The sequence below is a fragment of the Vibrio sp. Vb0888 genome (assembly GCF_033338835.1).
Classification (GTDB): domain Bacteria; phylum Pseudomonadota; class Gammaproteobacteria; order Enterobacterales; family Vibrionaceae; genus Vibrio; species Vibrio alginolyticus.
The window spans coordinates 75,929-92,042 of sequence record NZ_JAWOTL010000007.1 but is presented as its reverse complement, the minus strand read 5'-3'; the positions used below and the strand labels follow the sequence as shown (position 1 = coordinate 92,042).

General features: G+C 42.4%; 17 protein-coding genes. 10 read left to right on the top strand and 7 right to left on the bottom strand.

Annotated elements, in window-relative coordinates; genetic code table 11:
* Positions 1-4: 4 nt before the first annotated feature.
* On the bottom strand, positions 5-466 hold the full coding sequence (locus R7P72_RS12185; protein ID WP_005385033.1) for a TetR/AcrR family transcriptional regulator: 462 nt from the start codon (positions 464-466) through the stop codon (positions 5-7).
* Positions 467-1,073: 607 nt separating this feature from the next.
* Between R7P72_RS12185 and R7P72_RS12180 the strand changes: the two genes are divergently transcribed.
* The gene (locus R7P72_RS12180) at positions 1,074-1,373 is read left to right on the top strand and encodes a YfcZ/YiiS family protein (RefSeq protein ID WP_005385031.1); all 300 of its coding nucleotides are present in this window, start codon (positions 1,074-1,076) and stop codon (positions 1,371-1,373) included.
* An 88-nt stretch (positions 1,374-1,461) separates the two neighbouring features.
* Here R7P72_RS12180 and R7P72_RS12175 read toward each other — a convergent pair whose 3' ends face one another.
* On the bottom strand, positions 1,462-1,734 hold the full coding sequence (locus tag R7P72_RS12175; RefSeq protein WP_005375306.1) for a YnjH family protein: 273 nt from the start codon (positions 1,732-1,734) through the stop codon (positions 1,462-1,464).
* Positions 1,735-2,053: 319 nt separating this feature from the next.
* Here R7P72_RS12175 and R7P72_RS12170 point away from each other — a divergent pair, with 319 nt between their 5' ends.
* Entirely contained in the window at positions 2,054-2,653 is a 600-nt protein-coding gene (locus R7P72_RS12170) for a hypothetical protein (protein WP_318110545.1), read from the top strand.
* 73 nt (positions 2,654-2,726) lie between these two features.
* On the opposite strand, the gene R7P72_RS12165 is transcribed toward R7P72_RS12170, so the two are convergent.
* Entirely contained in the window at positions 2,727-3,836 is a 1,110-nt protein-coding gene (locus R7P72_RS12165) for a 1-acyl-sn-glycerol-3-phosphate acyltransferase (RefSeq protein WP_005385027.1), read from the bottom strand.
* 191 nt (positions 3,837-4,027) lie between these two features.
* Between R7P72_RS12165 and R7P72_RS12160 the strand changes: the two genes are divergently transcribed.
* Positions 4,028-4,636 (top strand): hypothetical protein, encoded by a 609-nt coding sequence (locus tag R7P72_RS12160; protein ID WP_064369671.1) that lies wholly within the window; start codon positions 4,028-4,030, stop codon positions 4,634-4,636.
* Between the two features lie 127 nt (positions 4,637-4,763).
* On the opposite strand, the gene R7P72_RS12155 is transcribed toward R7P72_RS12160, so the two are convergent.
* Positions 4,764-5,246, bottom strand: coding sequence for a hypothetical protein (locus tag R7P72_RS12155; protein WP_017635276.1), 483 nt, complete (start codon positions 5,244-5,246; stop codon positions 4,764-4,766).
* Positions 5,247-5,260: 14 nt separating this feature from the next.
* On the bottom strand, positions 5,261-5,794 hold the full coding sequence (locus R7P72_RS12150; protein WP_258658355.1) for a nicotinate-nicotinamide nucleotide adenylyltransferase: 534 nt from the start codon (positions 5,792-5,794) through the stop codon (positions 5,261-5,263).
* A 178-nt stretch (positions 5,795-5,972) separates the two neighbouring features.
* Here R7P72_RS12150 and nadE point away from each other — a divergent pair, with 178 nt between their 5' ends.
* Complete coding sequence (gene nadE / locus R7P72_RS12145) at positions 5,973-6,803, top strand: ammonia-dependent NAD(+) synthetase (protein ID WP_005375299.1); 831 nt, start codon at positions 5,973-5,975, stop codon at positions 6,801-6,803.
* A gap of 83 nt (positions 6,804-6,886) precedes the next feature.
* Here the strand turns inward: nadE and R7P72_RS12140 are convergent, their stop codons facing one another.
* Positions 6,887-8,704: a hybrid-cluster NAD(P)-dependent oxidoreductase gene (locus tag R7P72_RS12140; RefSeq protein ID WP_005375298.1), complete on the bottom strand. Its 1,818-nt coding sequence runs from the start codon at positions 8,702-8,704 to the stop codon at positions 6,887-6,889.
* Between the two features lie 267 nt (positions 8,705-8,971).
* Between R7P72_RS12140 and R7P72_RS12135 the strand changes: the two genes are divergently transcribed.
* Together R7P72_RS12135 and pyrC are read left to right on the top strand one after the other, a co-directional pair.
* Positions 8,972-9,136, top strand: coding sequence for a YqaE/Pmp3 family membrane protein (locus R7P72_RS12135; RefSeq protein WP_005375297.1), 165 nt, complete (start codon positions 8,972-8,974; stop codon positions 9,134-9,136).
* Between the two features lie 155 nt (positions 9,137-9,291).
* Positions 9,292-10,320: a dihydroorotase gene (gene pyrC, locus R7P72_RS12130; protein ID WP_005375294.1), complete on the top strand. Its 1,029-nt coding sequence runs from the start codon at positions 9,292-9,294 to the stop codon at positions 10,318-10,320.
* Between the two features lie 95 nt (positions 10,321-10,415).
* Here pyrC and R7P72_RS12125 read toward each other — a convergent pair whose 3' ends face one another.
* Positions 10,416-11,321, bottom strand: coding sequence for a DUF808 domain-containing protein (locus R7P72_RS12125; RefSeq protein ID WP_005375293.1), 906 nt, complete (start codon positions 11,319-11,321; stop codon positions 10,416-10,418).
* Positions 11,322-11,493: 172 nt separating this feature from the next.
* On the opposite strand from R7P72_RS12125, the gene R7P72_RS12120 reads away from it, so the two are divergent.
* From R7P72_RS12120 to R7P72_RS12105, 4 genes are all read left to right on the top strand, one after another.
* A complete protein-coding gene (locus R7P72_RS12120) occupies positions 11,494-12,414 on the top strand; it encodes a M14 family metallocarboxypeptidase (protein WP_005375292.1) in 921 nt (306 codons plus the stop codon).
* 761 nt (positions 12,415-13,175) lie between these two features.
* A complete protein-coding gene (locus R7P72_RS12115; protein ID WP_213906921.1) occupies positions 13,176-14,120 on the top strand; it encodes an ABC transporter permease in 945 nt (314 codons plus the stop codon).
* Positions 14,117-15,070, top strand: a complete 954-nt coding sequence (locus R7P72_RS12110) for an iron chelate uptake ABC transporter family permease subunit (RefSeq protein ID WP_213906922.1) — start codon at positions 14,117-14,119, stop codon at positions 15,068-15,070. Before R7P72_RS12115 ends, R7P72_RS12110 begins: the two co-directional genes overlap by 4 nt.
* A gap of 53 nt (positions 15,071-15,123) precedes the next feature.
* Positions 15,124-16,092, top strand: a complete 969-nt coding sequence (locus R7P72_RS12105; RefSeq protein ID WP_054701806.1) for a siderophore ABC transporter substrate-binding protein — start codon at positions 15,124-15,126, stop codon at positions 16,090-16,092.
* Positions 16,093-16,114: the final 22 nt, after the last annotated feature.

The window sequence follows — 16,114 nt, the reverse complement described above, 5'->3', positions numbered from 1 at the left end:
GCTATTACTTGCTCATTTGGATCAATGATCGACCAATCAACCACTCAAGCTCTTTGTCACCACCCGCACCAAACTGGCTTTCAACCATTTTGTATAAGCGGTCAATACCATTAGCAGCAAATTCTTGCGCATTTTCAGCGGTGACAATGTGATGGAATAGCAGTCGTAAAATCGCGAGGAATTCAGCATCTTCCAGCGCTTTAATCCAACTTTGTGAAAATGCATTTAATCCTTTATCAAACTCTAAGTGTTCAATAAACATTTTAAAGATACGGCCATCCAGTGCGGCGGTGAAGTCCGTTTTCTTAGGGAAGTGATGGCTAATACCGGTACGCGATATACCTGTCTGCTGGCTTAGCGTCGTGTACGACATTTTGTCGTAACCTAATCTGAGTAGCTGATCAATAACGGCATCCATGATCTTTTGGATAGTGATTTCGGTATCTTCTTTACTACGCTTTGGCATATTTTAAGCTCTTCTCTTTGTAAATCCATCTAACTCACTATTAAATGAGGCCAGAATGAAATCATTCTTAGCATTATACCCGGCTCGCCGATGCGGTTCGATTAGCGAAAACCTAGAAATCAGGTTGCTAAGCGCTGCACTTTAAAGCGCTTTGGGTATATGTATTGCGACTATTTAATATCATGTCGAGTTCCAAACCATAACGTCTTTACACTGCGTAATGTGTAATTTTCAGTTATGTTTTTGTCAATACATGCTACTCAAAATAAGGCGAAAATTTAGTCTCATCAAAACCTTGCGCCAATTATTCATCGAAACTATTCAAAGACCAAGAATGATAATTATTAAAAATAATCAATCAAGAAATAGTCTTATAAATTAACCATTAGTTCAACTGGACTGAGCAAAATCTCGTCACTATGTTCGTTAATTGATTTTAAATGTTGATATATATCACATTAACGTTCTTGATGATTTAGTAATCCAATCTTTAACCCTTACTTAACAAGGGCCTATTCTGTTCCTTTTTTACGCAAAAGTCGTCATTTTTGTAGATACAGATCAAATACCTGATAGAATACCCTTAGTATTTACAAGAGGATTCGTTATGAGTGTCGAATTAGAAAAAAACCAAGTATGTGAGGCCTGCGGCTGTGCTGGCGAGATAGGCTTTATCATCAAAGAAGGTGACGAAGTTGCCGACGTAACGGTTTTCGCACAGACAAAAACAGAGCTAGAGTCTGAACTACAGAAATACATCGAGCTCGCTAAATCAGTATGTGCTGATGTTGAATACAATGTTTCAGAAATAACCGAAGAAGCGAACCAAGCGACGGCTCGATTCAAATTTGAAGTAAGTGCTGAAAAACTTATCTTTGAATTAAAAACTCGCTCACTCGCGCGTTAATGAAAAAAGCGAGCATGATGCTCGCTTTTTATTTTTCCAATCTCTTAATCTTAAACCGCTCTAAATGAAACAGACAACTTCGGCGCGTTTATTTATCTTTTTTGAACACGACCCACTTTAACGAGCCATTGGTTTCAAAATCGTTCTCAGCGGTACACATCAGTAATACGCCTTCAACATTAATCACGGCCCCTGTGGTGTAGGCTTTATCATCGTAGTAACAGATACGCTGGCCTACCTTACCGTCAGCAACTATTAGCGCTTTGTTTTCTGGTGTACTGTATGATTTAGCAAAAACGGAACCCGACAGCAGTACTGCAAAAACACCAGCGGTAAAAATAGATACACTTTTTAACTTCATGAAAATCTCCCTCAAACCTCAATAATACTAACAAGGACCCTTGTGAAGTTCTTGGAAGAATCTCATATTATTCAAATATCTACTGATATTTTTCTCACCTCTACACTTGGGTCTGCTTCACATTCAATCATTTAATTTATCTCATTTTAGTAAGCTTGAAGTTACTTAGCGCAGTAAAGAAGCGCACACTTTTAACGTGTATCTCTAATTTGAATATTTAAGTTATGAATCAAAAACTGTGAGCAAAAAATGCATAATAGGTTTATTTAAGTATAAGATAAGCACCTGTTGATCTCGGTATTTAACTAAATCTTTGACTATGCGTTTTGTTTCCCTATGCCTTACTTCAATCCTGCTCTGCTCGTCTCCTTTGGCATATGAGCTAGATTACTATTCTAAGTTTGGTCACATCGATAATTACGGCAATCTTGACCTTAGAAACAAGCCTTACACCCAACTACCCTCTGGCCTAGTGGTAAAGGGCAACTTAAACATCTCACAAACCCCTATCAAAACCTTGCCTAAAGGGCTTGATGTTGAAGGCAGTCTGGAAGCAACTAACAGCGCACTCAAAGTTATTCGCTCAGGAACAAAGATAAAAGGCTATGCAAACCTACTAGGTAGTAAGATCGAAAACTGGCCTAAAGGTATCAAACTAGGCGGTTACCTAAATCTGACGGATACACCGTTAAAATCGCTTCCAGCTAAACTTCGAGTAAAAGGTGATCTAAGTGTTATTCGCACTCCCATTTCTGATCTTCCTGAAGGATTGGTGGTTGATGGTAATCTCTATATTGGAGGATCAGCGCTGAAAGTATTTCCAGACACAATGACGGTGAAAGGGAATATCTATTTAGGTGGTAACAGGATCACAAAATGGCCCAGCAATTTAACCCTTGGTGGTGCCGTCGCACCTTAAAGAGCAGATAAACAAAAGCCCCGGCAGACCGAGGCTTTAAGGCATTCTGAATCAACGAGTTCAGTGACGAAGATTACTCTTGGTTATTCACAGGATTAGCATAGCTCGCCACCAAATAAGGTCTTGCGCCTTCAGGTAGCTGATCCAACTTATCCGCGAGATGACGCTTAACCGCTTCCGTAATGATGCTCGAATCTTCATGCCCAGCAGCTAACAAGTTGATTGGGTACAACTTGTAGTTGTTGTGAATTTGGCGGTCGATTTCACCAGCAAGAGATTCCGGCGTTTCAAACTCTTGCTCAATCACATCACCAAACGCAACATGTACACGGCCTTTATAGCCAACGATACCTTGAATGATACTTTCGATATCTTCAAATTCGCCTTTTTCATAGCGGCCATTTTCTGCTTTTTCGTACAGCTCTTTTGCTTTGGCAATGTCACATGGATCATTTTCATAGGCAATCGAGACTGGAACGATTTTCAGAGAACGCGTGTACTCACCAAAGCTGATCTTTTGTTTACGACCTTCAACATGGAACATTTTTAAAATCGCAGGATCAGTAAAGTCGTTTCCATCTTTAGCACGACCTTCCTTTTGGGCAATCCAAATTGAATTGCCAGTATCAAGCGAATGTTTGATATAGCTTGACAATTGTCCCAATGCTTTCATCATTTCTCTAGGCGCTTTAGCAGAGCGCTTAACGATGAAGCTCTTATTGAGTCGCATCAATTCTGTCGCACATGGCTTCTTCAGCAGGTTATCGCCAATCGCTATACGAACTGTACGGTGCCCACTTTGGTACAAGCCATAATTTACGAGCGCAGGGTCCATCGCAATATCACGGTGGTTAGAAACGAATAGGTATGACGTGTTTTTATCCAGCTTATCCAAACCAGAAAAAGTGACGCCATCCGTTGTCTTATTCAATGTATCTTTCAGATACTTCTTCACTTCAATCTGAATTGCTTCGACAGAATCAAGCTTGCTCCACTTGGCTTTCAGGTAGATGCGCAGGATCGGGCTCATTAGCGTTTTGAACCACGCTGCTTTATTAGCAAAGCGATGTTCTAGGATAGCAGTGATAAATTCATCATCTTGGATTAGACGATCCAGCGCTGCTGGAATTTCTTCGTCGTTGTAAGGACGAATTTCAATATAAGGATCGGTATTGGCTGTCATTGTTCATTACATATCAAAAAAAGCTGGCACATTTTACGCATAGTTTTGCTGACAAGCAGCATTTCAACCCATACTTTTAACATGGTCATACCAGTTAAGCCACCATTTATCATGCTAAAAAATTCTCTCAGCAGGTTGGAATCGTATGGGTTTAACGTTACCCTTAGCGCCAAAAAACACTGGTACTCATAATGAACTACGCAATTGAATTTCACGACGCTAAATACCCCTTTCTTGATGTAGCTGCGCGTAAAAAAGCACTGAAGCACAGTCTACTATCTGTCATCGAAGGGTTAGCCGTCATTAAATTGGGTAAGCAGGAGTATGCCATTGAACCAGGCCAATATTTTTGGATTCCTCAAGGATGTTTGAGCTCCCTCACCTTTTTACCTAATTCTCGTGTATATCGTTGTGATTTTTCTGTGCGTTTAAATGACGAGTTCTCACAACAGGCGGGCTTTGTGAAGCCTTCACCGCTACTAAAAGCGCTCGTCGAGAAGCTAGCAACAACAGCCGAACGCTCGGATCTGCAAACCGATCTACTGACAGTAGTAAGACATGAAGTATTGACGCTGTCTCCTAAACTAGCGCACTCAACGTTAACAAGAACCATCAATCAGTGGACTCCTGGCTGTGACATGAATATTTCTAAAGAGCTTTGCTTGGTACTAACACTACGTGAAGCAAGAAAAATGAAACTGTCGGGGAAGAAGGAAGAGCAAATTGTTGACTCTCTTTTTGCTGGTAACACCGAAGAATATGAACAGCTTTGCTTTTTAGTCTTTGGAGAAGCGCTATAACTTGCTCTTTAACAAGCTACGTTTTCAGCATTACGTAGAGTTACGGATACAGAAAGTAGAGATTCAAGTAAAAACAAAAAGGGCGTACATTGATAATGTACGCCCTTTTTTCATTTGCTTGAGATGTCTAGAAAGGTACTTCTATCTGCATCATCCAGTCAGCGTCATAATATTCGTGCCAACGATAATCAAACCGCATTCTTGGCTGTCCGTCTGATTTATCACCAAAACCGACGCTGAACATCAACCCGTGACTACGAAGCCACTCTTCTGTATCCATTTTACTCTCTTCGTCTCGGAGCTCTTCCGGCATCCAAAAACCAAGACCAAAGTAATTCTTTTCTAAGTTTTGAGTTAGAAGTGGGGTGTCTTCCGGCTTAATCGCCCACTCCTCCCAATAGTTTTCTGTTGGTCCTTCAAGCTTCGCTTCCGCTGCATACCAAATCAATGCTTCAGTACTTAACACGCCGATGGAATCTAAAATTTCTTCACAGATTGGAAGCGTGTTATCTTCAAACACCACGGAACGATCAGAAAAATAGTTACACGCGGAATGAGCTTGTGTCACCACAAGCAGCGCACATGCACTAAATAAAACGACTCTGACCATGAAAATCTGACCTCTCAGTTCCCAGACAATGTTTCTCTGTATAAGCCTTTACTAAGTAATAAATCACTTACGGAAGGTGTTGTATAGGCGCCGATCTCTTCACCCTCGGCCAATGCTTTGCGAATATCTGTGCTTCTGACTTTTACTTTTTCAGGACATGCCATAACAGTCCAACGTTCCGTAATCTCTTCAGCTCTACTAAATTTAGCAAATTTGAAGAAATTATCAGGACCAATGACAAAAGTTATATCGGCAGTTGGGTAGATTTCTTGAATTTTTTCTAACAACGCATAGGTCGTCACACTTTGTCCAGGTTGGTATAAAGCTTGCTCCGCATCAGAACGCTGAACATTAGAAAGCCCCATATCCTTGATGAACACATCAACCATTTTGCACCGAGTTGGGTAATCAAGCATGTTCTTGCCCCAAGCATGTGCAATGCTTGGCTCAAGTAGCACAAGATCAAAGTGGCTCAAAGACTCAATAACACTTTTATGCCCTAAACTAGGTGGGTTAAATGCACTACCAAAAATGGCGATTTTTTTCATATCCGGTGATTACCTGGTTGAAGAGAGTTTTCTAATCTGATGATTTCGGTATGATACTACTAATCTTTACAGCTTTTGACCCTAAAGTCGCGTTTAATGAGCCTCAACTGTATGGTTTATCACCATTTGAGCAAATGTGCTTTAGAGTCTGAAATATTTGCAGGAAAAGGAACCCTAAATGGAACAATCCATCCGTGACGAAATGCGCGTACTCCCTTCAATTGATCCGCATTTTGAAATTGAACGCCGTGTCGCTTTTATTAAGCGTAAATTGCAAGAAGCGGGCTGTAAGTCTCTTGTTCTTGGCATCAGCGGTGGCGTTGACTCAACGACATGTGGTCGTTTAGCTCAGTTGGCTGTAGACCAACTAAACGAAGAAGCGGGCAACAATAGCTACCAATTTATCGCAGTTCGCCTGCCTTACGGGGAGCAAAAAGATGAAGATGAGGCTCAGCTCGCTCTGTCTTTTATCCAGCCAACCCATTCTGTATCGGTGAACATCAAAGCAGGTGTTGACGGGCTTCATTCGGCTTCTCACGTTGCATTAGAAGGCACAGATCTTCTACCAACTGATGCAGCAAAAGTCGACTTCGTAAAAGGCAATGTAAAAGCGCGGGCTCGCATGGTTGCTCAATACGAGATCGCGGGCTACGTAGGCGGCCTTGTTCTTGGTACTGATCACTCAGCAGAAAACATCACTGGTTTCTACACTAAATTTGGTGATGGCGCTTGTGACATGGCACCATTGTTCGGATTAAGTAAGCGCCAAGTTCGTGAAGTAGCTGCTACATTGGGTGCACCTGAGCAACTAGTGAAGAAAGTGCCAACAGCAGACTTAGAAGAGCTTGCTCCACAAAAAGCAGATGAAGATGCGCTAAGCCTAACTTACGAGCAAATCGACGACTTCTTAGAGGGCAAACCTGTTCCACAGCAAGTGAGTGACCGTCTGGTAGCGATTTACAAAGCAACGCAGCACAAACGCCAGCCAATTCCGACGATTTACGACTAAGCGATATTTTCAGCTCTCTTTAAAACTCAAAACGCTGCTAAAAATAGCAGCGTTTTTTTGTCGAAGGACAAAGTTGCTCTCGCCTAGTTGGTTACTGTTACGTCCGTCTCTGGCACAGCACAACACGCCAATACGGTTCCCATTGCACGTTCCTCATCAGTCAGCACGGGCACGTCCGGATGATGTACTTGACCCGACGTAAGCTGAACTTTACAGGCACCACATAAGCCTGCACGACAGCTATTGCTGATGACCTTCCCAGCATCTTCGAGCTGATCTAACAACGTTTTTTGGTTGTTGCCTACGACTTTCGTTCCATTAAAGTCAATAGCGAGACTTTTCTCTGGCTTTGACGTAAGAGAAGAAACTCCAAACGCTTCTTGATGGTAGTTTTCCTCTGGCAGCCCTTTTCTTAGTAGAAGACTTTTTGCTTTATCCATAAACCCATCCGGGCCACACACAAACACCTGACGCTGTTCAACATCTTTGATTTGCTTAATGTGTGACAAACTTAAACGCCCTTTCAAACCAAACCAATCAACAGCAGGTTGCGTTAAACAGACTTTTACTTCTAGCCCTGGGTGCTCACGCTTTAACTGCTCCAACTCTGAGCGACAAGGAATATCATTCTCGGTGCGACATTGATGGTAGAAAACCACGTTATCCAACTGATTGTGATCCGCTAAGTAACGCACCATTGATAACATTGGTGTTACTCCGCTACCCGCAGAGAGTAACAGCAGAGGCTGCGCTTCATGCGCTTTAAGGTGGAACTGACCGTCAGGTTGTTCTGCCTCTAAAACATCACCGACTTGTAAGTTGTCTAAGAGTGAGTTAGAGACTCTTCCACCCGCGATACGCTTTACAGAAATAGCATAACGACCCGGGCGAGAAGGACTGGATGATAAGGTATAGCGTCGACCCACTTTCTTACCATCAATATTCACCTCTATTGGCAGGTGTTGTCCTGGCAAGTAATTAGGCAACGAACCTTTGTTTGGCTCTAACCATAAGGTCACAAAGTCTTGGGCAATTTCTTCACGCTCAACACATGTAAGCTTCATGCGCACTGGCGAGTTATCTGCGTAAAACTCCGGCTCTTTGTACTCCAATACTTCAACTTTATCGCCTTGACGAATAATGCCTTCATTTCGCGCGACAAGATTCTGGCCAAAGAACACACCACCGACATCGTTTGCACGGAACTGTTGCAAGGTTTTGAGCGGCTCTTTGCTCTCACGGAATGTGCCTCTTTGGGTATTCACCGTAGTCAGGATACAGCGCTCGCAAGGTTTGAGAGACTCAAACTCTACCTCACCGATTCGTATGCGCTTCCATGAATCTTCTTCAAATGGCTTAGTATCAGAGACAACTAAGTTAGTACGAAACTGATCCATTGAGTGCAGCTCTGAACTTCTTCGATTCAGCTCATCAAGTGAAGCTTGGCTGATCACTAAAACCGGATAACCATCAGCAAAACTGACGTTTTGACCTAGCTTTTCACGGACACGATTCGATTGCTCACCACTAAATAACAACTCAACGCGCTGCCCCAAAACACGACTAAACCAGTCATCTGCATCATCTGTCGTGGTATAGGCAGTAAATGTATCTTTCCAAACCGTTGCAGGTGTCTCCTGCATTTTGAAATCTTGGTAACGGATTTTAAGTGGCTCCATACCCAAACTACTAAACACCACTCCATCGGACAATAAGGCAGACTTAATGGTTACCATTTGCGGATACTTTCGCGCAGTGATCATCGAGCCATCAGCTTTCGCAATCATAAAGCGACGATCGAAGCTCAATCCTTGCTTCTCAACCCATACGGACGACAGCGATAATCCGCCAACTGACTTAACCGGAAAAACATTAATTAGGGATAAAACGGGTTGCGACATGGCCTTCTTCCTACGGGTGTTTTTTATTTGTTGCGGTATTGTATACTCAAATCACATTAAGTTGCAGAGTCTGCTGCCTCTTCATCCATTTCAACTTTCTCGAAACCATATTCTTATAAATTTGGTTTTAGTGACAAGTATTTACTACACTCAATATTCGCGTTTTTTAACACCGTTCTGACCAAATACCGTTTGATAAAGTGTGATACGACACACATAATTCACCCAAGTTATCACTACTCCCATTTATCGATTTGGAGCTTAATTATGGATACAAGAAAACTGGTTCTGATTTTGTTATGTATCTTTCTTCCGCCTGTCGCGGTGTTTATGGAGAAAGGTCTAAATAAAGACTTTTTGATTAATCTAATATTGACGTGTTTCTTCTTTCTACCAGGTACGATCCATGCGCTTTGGTTAACAATGAAGTAACCACTTACACTCTCACTCTTTATAAAATTGAAAAATGGGATGAAATATGAGGGCAATTCCTCTATCATCCTGTCGCCTAAGCGCAAGCGTTTGCTCAAAAGCAAATACGGCGCTTAGGCTCCAATCAGACAACTTTTCAATGGTGGGAGCAATTAATGACAACACTGACTATCACTCGTCCTGACGACTGGCACGTTCACTTACGCGATGGGGAAGTTCTTAAAGACACCGTTCGCGACATCAGCCGCTACAATGGCCGTGCGCTGATTATGCCAAATACCGTCCCACCTGTTACTACAACTGAGCTCGCCCTAGCCTACCGTGACCGAATTCTCAAAGAGCAACATGGCGAACAGTTTAAGCCTTTAATGGCGCTTTACCTTACAGATAACACGACACCAGACGAAATACGTAAGGCTAAAGCAACCGGACACATTGTTGCTGCCAAGCTCTATCCTGCTGGCGCCACAACAAACTCAGATTCCGGTGTGACCAATGCGAAGAACATTTATCACGTTTTAGAAGCGATGGATGAAGTCGGAATGTTACTTCTGGTTCATGGCGAAGTAACACATCACGATGTTGATATCTTCGACCGAGAAAAAGAATTCCTTGATACCGTCCTCGCTCCTATCGTCAATGACTTCCCTAATCTTAAAATCGTTCTAGAACATATCACCACCGCCGACGCAGCAAACTTCGTTAACAACGCCTCAGACAACGTAGCGGCTACCATCACTGCCCACCACCTTCTTTTCAACCGTAACCACATGCTTGTGGGTGGTATTAAACCTCATTTCTACTGTTTGCCAATTCTTAAGCGCGGAACCCACCAGCAAGCGCTGATCGAAGCAGCAACTAGTGGTAGCAAGAAGTTTTTCCTAGGTACAGACTCAGCGCCACATGCGAAAGGGGCAAAAGAATCGGCTTGCGGTTGTGCTGGTTCTTACACTGCACACGCTGCGCTAGAGCTTTATGCAGAAGTCTTCGAAAAAGAAGGCAAGTTGGAAAACTTGGAAGCTTTCGCAAGCTTCAACGGTCCTGATTTTTACGGCATTGCACGTAACACAGATACAGTGACGTTAGAAAAATCCGCTTGGGATGTGCCAGAAACGATGCCATTTGGCAATGATATCGTTGTGCCTATTCGAGCAAATGAACAGATCGAGTGGAAAGTGAAGTAAGTACTTTACTGACGTTTCACCCATAAAACAGGGTCATGCTTTTTGTAAAAAGAAGTCATGACCCTTGTTATTATCGTCTCATGTTTTAGATGTGATTATTGACCACGAAGCTTTTCAACCATCGTCCATACCGCAACCACAACCAACCCCGCCACAAAGCCGATAATACCGTTCAGTAAAATAGGCAAAATGGCTGTAGCAACCGAATGACCACTAAAGTTCATAATAATCGGCTCTACAAAGTGATGAATGGCTGGCACGTTGTGCACCACAATTCCTCCACCCACCAAAAACATCGCAGCAGTTCCTACAATGGTTAACAACTTCATCAACTTTGGTGCAAAAGCGACCAAGGCCCCTCCGACTTTCGCCACCCAACCTTTACCGTTTGAGCGACTTTCAAGGTAAAGGCCTAAATCATCTAGCTTCACAATCCCAGCGACTAGTCCATAAACTCCAACCGTCATAATCACTGCAATTAAACTGACAACTAAAATTTGCGTAACAAGACTGGCTCCTGTCACGGTACCTAACGCAATCACGATGATCTCTGCTGAAAGGATAAAGTCTGTTCGAATCGCACCAGAAACTTTACGCTTTTCATACTCTTCTATCGACTCGCCAGTATTAACTAGCTCCTCTTTTTCTTCGTGCGGATGCGGGTGAGGAAACACTTTCTCAAGTACTTTCTCTGCCCCTTCAAAGCAGAGAAATAAGCCGCCAATTAGCAATAATGGCATGATAAGCCATGGAATAATCGCGCTAATAAGTAAAGCTGAAGGAACTAAAATCAATTTATTTTTGAATGAGCCTTTTGCAACCGCCCAAACCACTGGAATCTCTCGCTCAGATGCAACACCAGACACTTGTTGAGCGTTTAACGCTAGATCATCTCCCAACACACCTGCGGTTTTCTTTGCAGCCATTTTTGACATTAAGGCGACATCATCAAGCACCGTGGCAATATCGTCCAACAGTGTGAGTAAACTTGCTCCAGCCATTTTTGGTCTCTTATATGAAATTGAGTAAGTAACAAAATGTAACACCAATGAATCACTCATCAAAGTGATGATTTTGCAAAGAATACCACCCCAAATGGTGTTTTATATTGCCGTAAAGATAAGACAGGTCTAGTCTTGTGATACCTTTCAGCAGTCAAAAGAAAAAGTATAGATGAAAAGTGGATACATTTACCCGATCGGTACTCCTGGCCAACCTTGGAACGAAGAAGAACGTAAAGCTTGGTTAGCAACGCAAGAAGTAAAACGTAGCTACCAAGATGAAGTCGTCAGTAAAATCGATGCCCTACGTGAGCGTTTTGATGTTGAACAATATGGGGCGCTCTCATACAACGAGGCACGCTTCCCTCTGTTTTGTATCAAAACACGCAATTGGGATTCAACTAAACCTGTTGTGTTGGTCACAGGCGGCGTGCACGGTTACGAAACCAGCGGTGTACATGGCGCATTAAAGTTTGTAGAAACAGAAGCAGAGCGCTATGCAGAGCATTTCAATATTGTCGTTGCACCCTGCGTAAGCCCTTGGGGTTACGAGGTGATCAACCGCTGGAATCCAAACGCGATTGATCCAAACCGCTCTTTCTATAAGGATAGCCCTGCCGAAGAGTCCGCTAACCTCATAAAGCTAGTTGCAACTTTAGGCGATGTGTTAATGCACATTGATCTACATGAAACGACAGATTCTGACGAAACTGAGTTCCGTCCAGCCTTAGCTGCTCGTGATGGTATTGAGTACATTGAAGGTATGATCCCAGATGGCTTTTACACGGTGGGAGATAGTGAAAACCCTCAGCCTGACTTCCAAAAAGCGGTCATTGAGTCAGTTGCAAAAGTGACTCACATTGCACCAGCAGATGAAAACGGCGAAATCATCGGTTCACCCGTCGTACAGTTTGGCGTTATCAACTACCCAATGGTAAAACTGGGCCTGTGTGGCGGTGTAACAAATTGCGTTTACGGCACGACAACGGAAGTGTACCCAGACAGCCCAACGGTGACCGACGAAGAATGCAACGATGCGCAAGTTGCAGCCGTGGTCGGTGGTCTGAATTACGTACTAAGTAAGCTCGAATAACACAGGTTAACAATAAAGCAACTGACGATGTCTTTGAATTGTGAATCAGCTTTACTTTGCTCCAAAAGCAAGTTGAGACATTAATCCGCTAGTTTCTTAGAAATTACCGCATTAACATCGCTAACACTGAAGATGCGAAGCATCACGACTTTATGACGCTATTTTAATGCGGTATCTAATAAATCCTTAAATACAAACGACATCTAGACATCATCGTCACTACTAACTCCTCTTCCTGAACAAACTATCGTCATATCATTTAAATCAAACCTCAACCAACGAGCTTCTGAAGCGAAAAACATCCTTAAACAATAAGAAAGCTTAATGCTCTTTGGCTTTATTTTTTAATCACTTACCCAAAAGCACATGCATTAGCCATTGCCTTGTTTTTTATACGCGATTGATCTTTTTAGAGAAACACATATGAACTTCATTGCTTAACCGAAAAAACAAAGATATAATGAAAATAATTATCATTTGTATTTTAATTTTAAATCGAGAACCTCTTTCTCTTTGCATTGAAAGCGGCACTTTTCTTTTGCTAGTTAATCCAGTTTTAAAGCCAAATCAGCACGTTGAATTTTTAGGTATGGCCTAGTGATACTTTGAGGGCTGGATTGTGACCTTAATGTTTATAAAAAATAACTTGGTTATGTTTTGTTGGAATTTAGAACCTATATGCGAATAGATATTCATTATTCGTATTCCATCCCCAAGTCATAAGTTAAGAGAAACTCACTTTATTTTGGGGCAGATTCTGTATGAGTATTCACGTAGTAAGCCTGTTTTTTATACTGTGCTTAACTTCAATTTTCGTCGGCGCAAACCAACTAGATTTGTCGTTATTGCTGACCATGGATGACAAAGCTTGGCTACCGATTACTGCTAGCAGATTACCAAGGCTAATCGCACTAATTCTTACCGGATCTGGTCTCGCAATATGTGGTGTTATTCTTCAACATATTGTTAGAAATCGTTTTGTTGAGCCGGGCACCACAGGCGGTATCGATGCGGCAAAGCTCGGTATTTTGGTATCTATCGTCATGCTTCCATCCTCAGACAAGCTTGAACGTATGCTCTTCGCCGTACTATTTTGCTTCGCCGCTGGCCTTATCTACATTGCCATCGTACGAAAAATTAAATTCAGTAACTCTGCGTTAATACCTGTGATTGGGCTTATGTTTGGTAGTGTACTAAGTGCTATAGCGGAGTTTTATGCTTATCAAAACAACATCTTACAGAGTATGTCCGGTTGGTTAATGGGAGATTTCTCCAAAGTGGTCCAAGAACACTATGAAATAATTTTCTTGATTTTACCCATCACCCTACTGACTTACTTATATGCACATAAGTTTACTGTGATGGGAATGGGCGAAGATGTTGCGTCCAACTTAGGAATTAATATTGCGTTCACTGCCGCCTTGGGTCTAATGCTAGTTTCCGTGACAGTTGCTATAACAGTGGTGACCGTAGGTGCCATTCATTTTATCGGTTTAGTCATACCTAACCTAGTCGCACTAAAATATGGCGATCACCTTAAAAACACCCTACCAATCGTTGCACTAGGCGGCGCTTCGTTACTTATTTTTTGCGATGTCATAGGCAGAGTTGTTGCCTTTCCTTTTGAAGTCCCAATTGGATTAACAGCCAGTGCTATCGGGGGAGTCATGTTTCTTGTGTTTCTTTTGAAAGGAGCACGAGTATGAGATCACATTACTCAAACATACGAGTGAGCATTATACTCGTTTGCATACTGTCTATCGCCTTTATCTTTACAAGCTCTGGGTGGGATTTTGATTACGTCATCCCTAAGAGGCTGATTAAACTTGGTGCCATAGTTATTGGGGGCAGCTGCGTGGCCATCTCTGCTGTTATTTTCCAAGCTTTAGCTGGTAATCGTATTCTTACGCCATCCATTATGGGATATGAGTCGGTTTATCTGGTTTGGCAAACCCTACTCTTATTACTAGGGGGCACTTCTGGCATTGCTACATTAGGTGTTGTCGGTAATTTCGCTGTCTCTGCAATACTCATTCTGTTGTATTCCTTAGCGATTCAATCTTGGGTACTCAATAGATTTAAACATGACATGCACCAAGTTCTGCTGATTGGCTTTGTTTTGACAATGGTGCTGACAACTCTTGCTCAATTTATCCAGCTCAGAATAAGCCCTGGAGAATTCTCTATCCTTCAAGGGCTCAGCTATACCTCGTTTGAGCGAGCGAAACCTTCTACGTTACTTTTTTCCAGTATTGCGTTAAGCGTTTTGGCACTCTTTGCTAACAGATGGTCACGCGAGCTAGATGTGATAGGTCTAGGTCGAGACCAAGCGATGTCATTAGGACTAAATGATAAGCAATATGTACCAAAGTTCTTTGCTGTAATCGCCATTTTAGTAGCAATTTCGACGAGCTTGATTGGCCCAACGGCTTTTATGGGAATTTTTATTGCCAATATTGCTTATTCCGTTACTAGCGCACCGAACTACAGACACATATTGCTCGTTGCTTGTGCTATTGCAATTGTCATGTTCTTGTCTGGTCAACTTCTGATAGAGCACTTATTTAACTTTAAAACCACCGTCTCTATTTTGGTGAATGTCCTTTGTGGGGGATATTTCCTAGCCATCACGATAAGAACAAGAAGCCAAATATGAAAACTGTTACTCGCCTGTTTAAAGACAACTCACTGACAAAAAGGAAATACCCCATGTTTAAGAGCCCCCTACGTTTGAGTATCGCGCTTGCTTGCTGCGCTCTAGGAACCTTATCAGGTTGCGAGCCGGAAATAACTAAAATTGAAGATACTCAGCCATTAGAAAAGCTCATCGTGATTGAACACAATCTCGGAGCAACTACTATTTCTCATCGCCCTCAACGAGTGGCAGCATTAGATATGAACGAAGTGGACTTTTTAGATCAGCTAAATGTTCCAATCTCAGGAATGGTGAAAGACTTTGTTCCTCACTTTCTAGCGAAATACAAAGACACACCTGAGATAGCGGATCTTGGTGCGATAGTTCAGCCTAATATGGAAAAGATCTATGCCCTAAAACCAGATCTCGTATTGATGACTCCGCTACATGCTAATCAGTATGAAGAACTCTCTCAACTAGCTCCGACTTTACATTTTGACATCAACTACCGTAATAGTCGTGACCATCACGTCGATACCATTAAGAAACACCTTGTAGAGCTTGGTGAGATCTTTGAAAAGCAGGAGCTAGCCCAACAGAAAGTTGCCGAAATCGATGCAAAAGTCGCAGAAGTGCGCGCTGTTACGAAAGAGCGTTCTGAAAAAGCTTTGGTTGTCATGCATAACAATGGTGCTTTCAGCTCATTTGGCGTTGAGTCTCGTTATGGCTTCGTTTTCGATGTTCTGGGGGTAAAACCAGCGAGTGAAAAAGTGGAGACAGGTTTGCATGGTCAGCCAATTTCTAGCGAGTTCATTAGCCAAGCTGATCCAGACATTCTTTACATCATTGATCGAACAGCAGTAATGGAAGGAAAGCCTGTCATTGATGCGGAACACTTAGCAAACCCACTACTCCGTCAAACCAAAGCATGGAAAAACGACAACGTCGTTTTTGTTGATGCCGATGCTTGGTACATCACTTCAGCAAGCATCACATCTCTGAAAATCATAATTGAAGACATCCTAAAAGGTTACCAAAGCTAAATCTAATAACAATGAGTTGGAT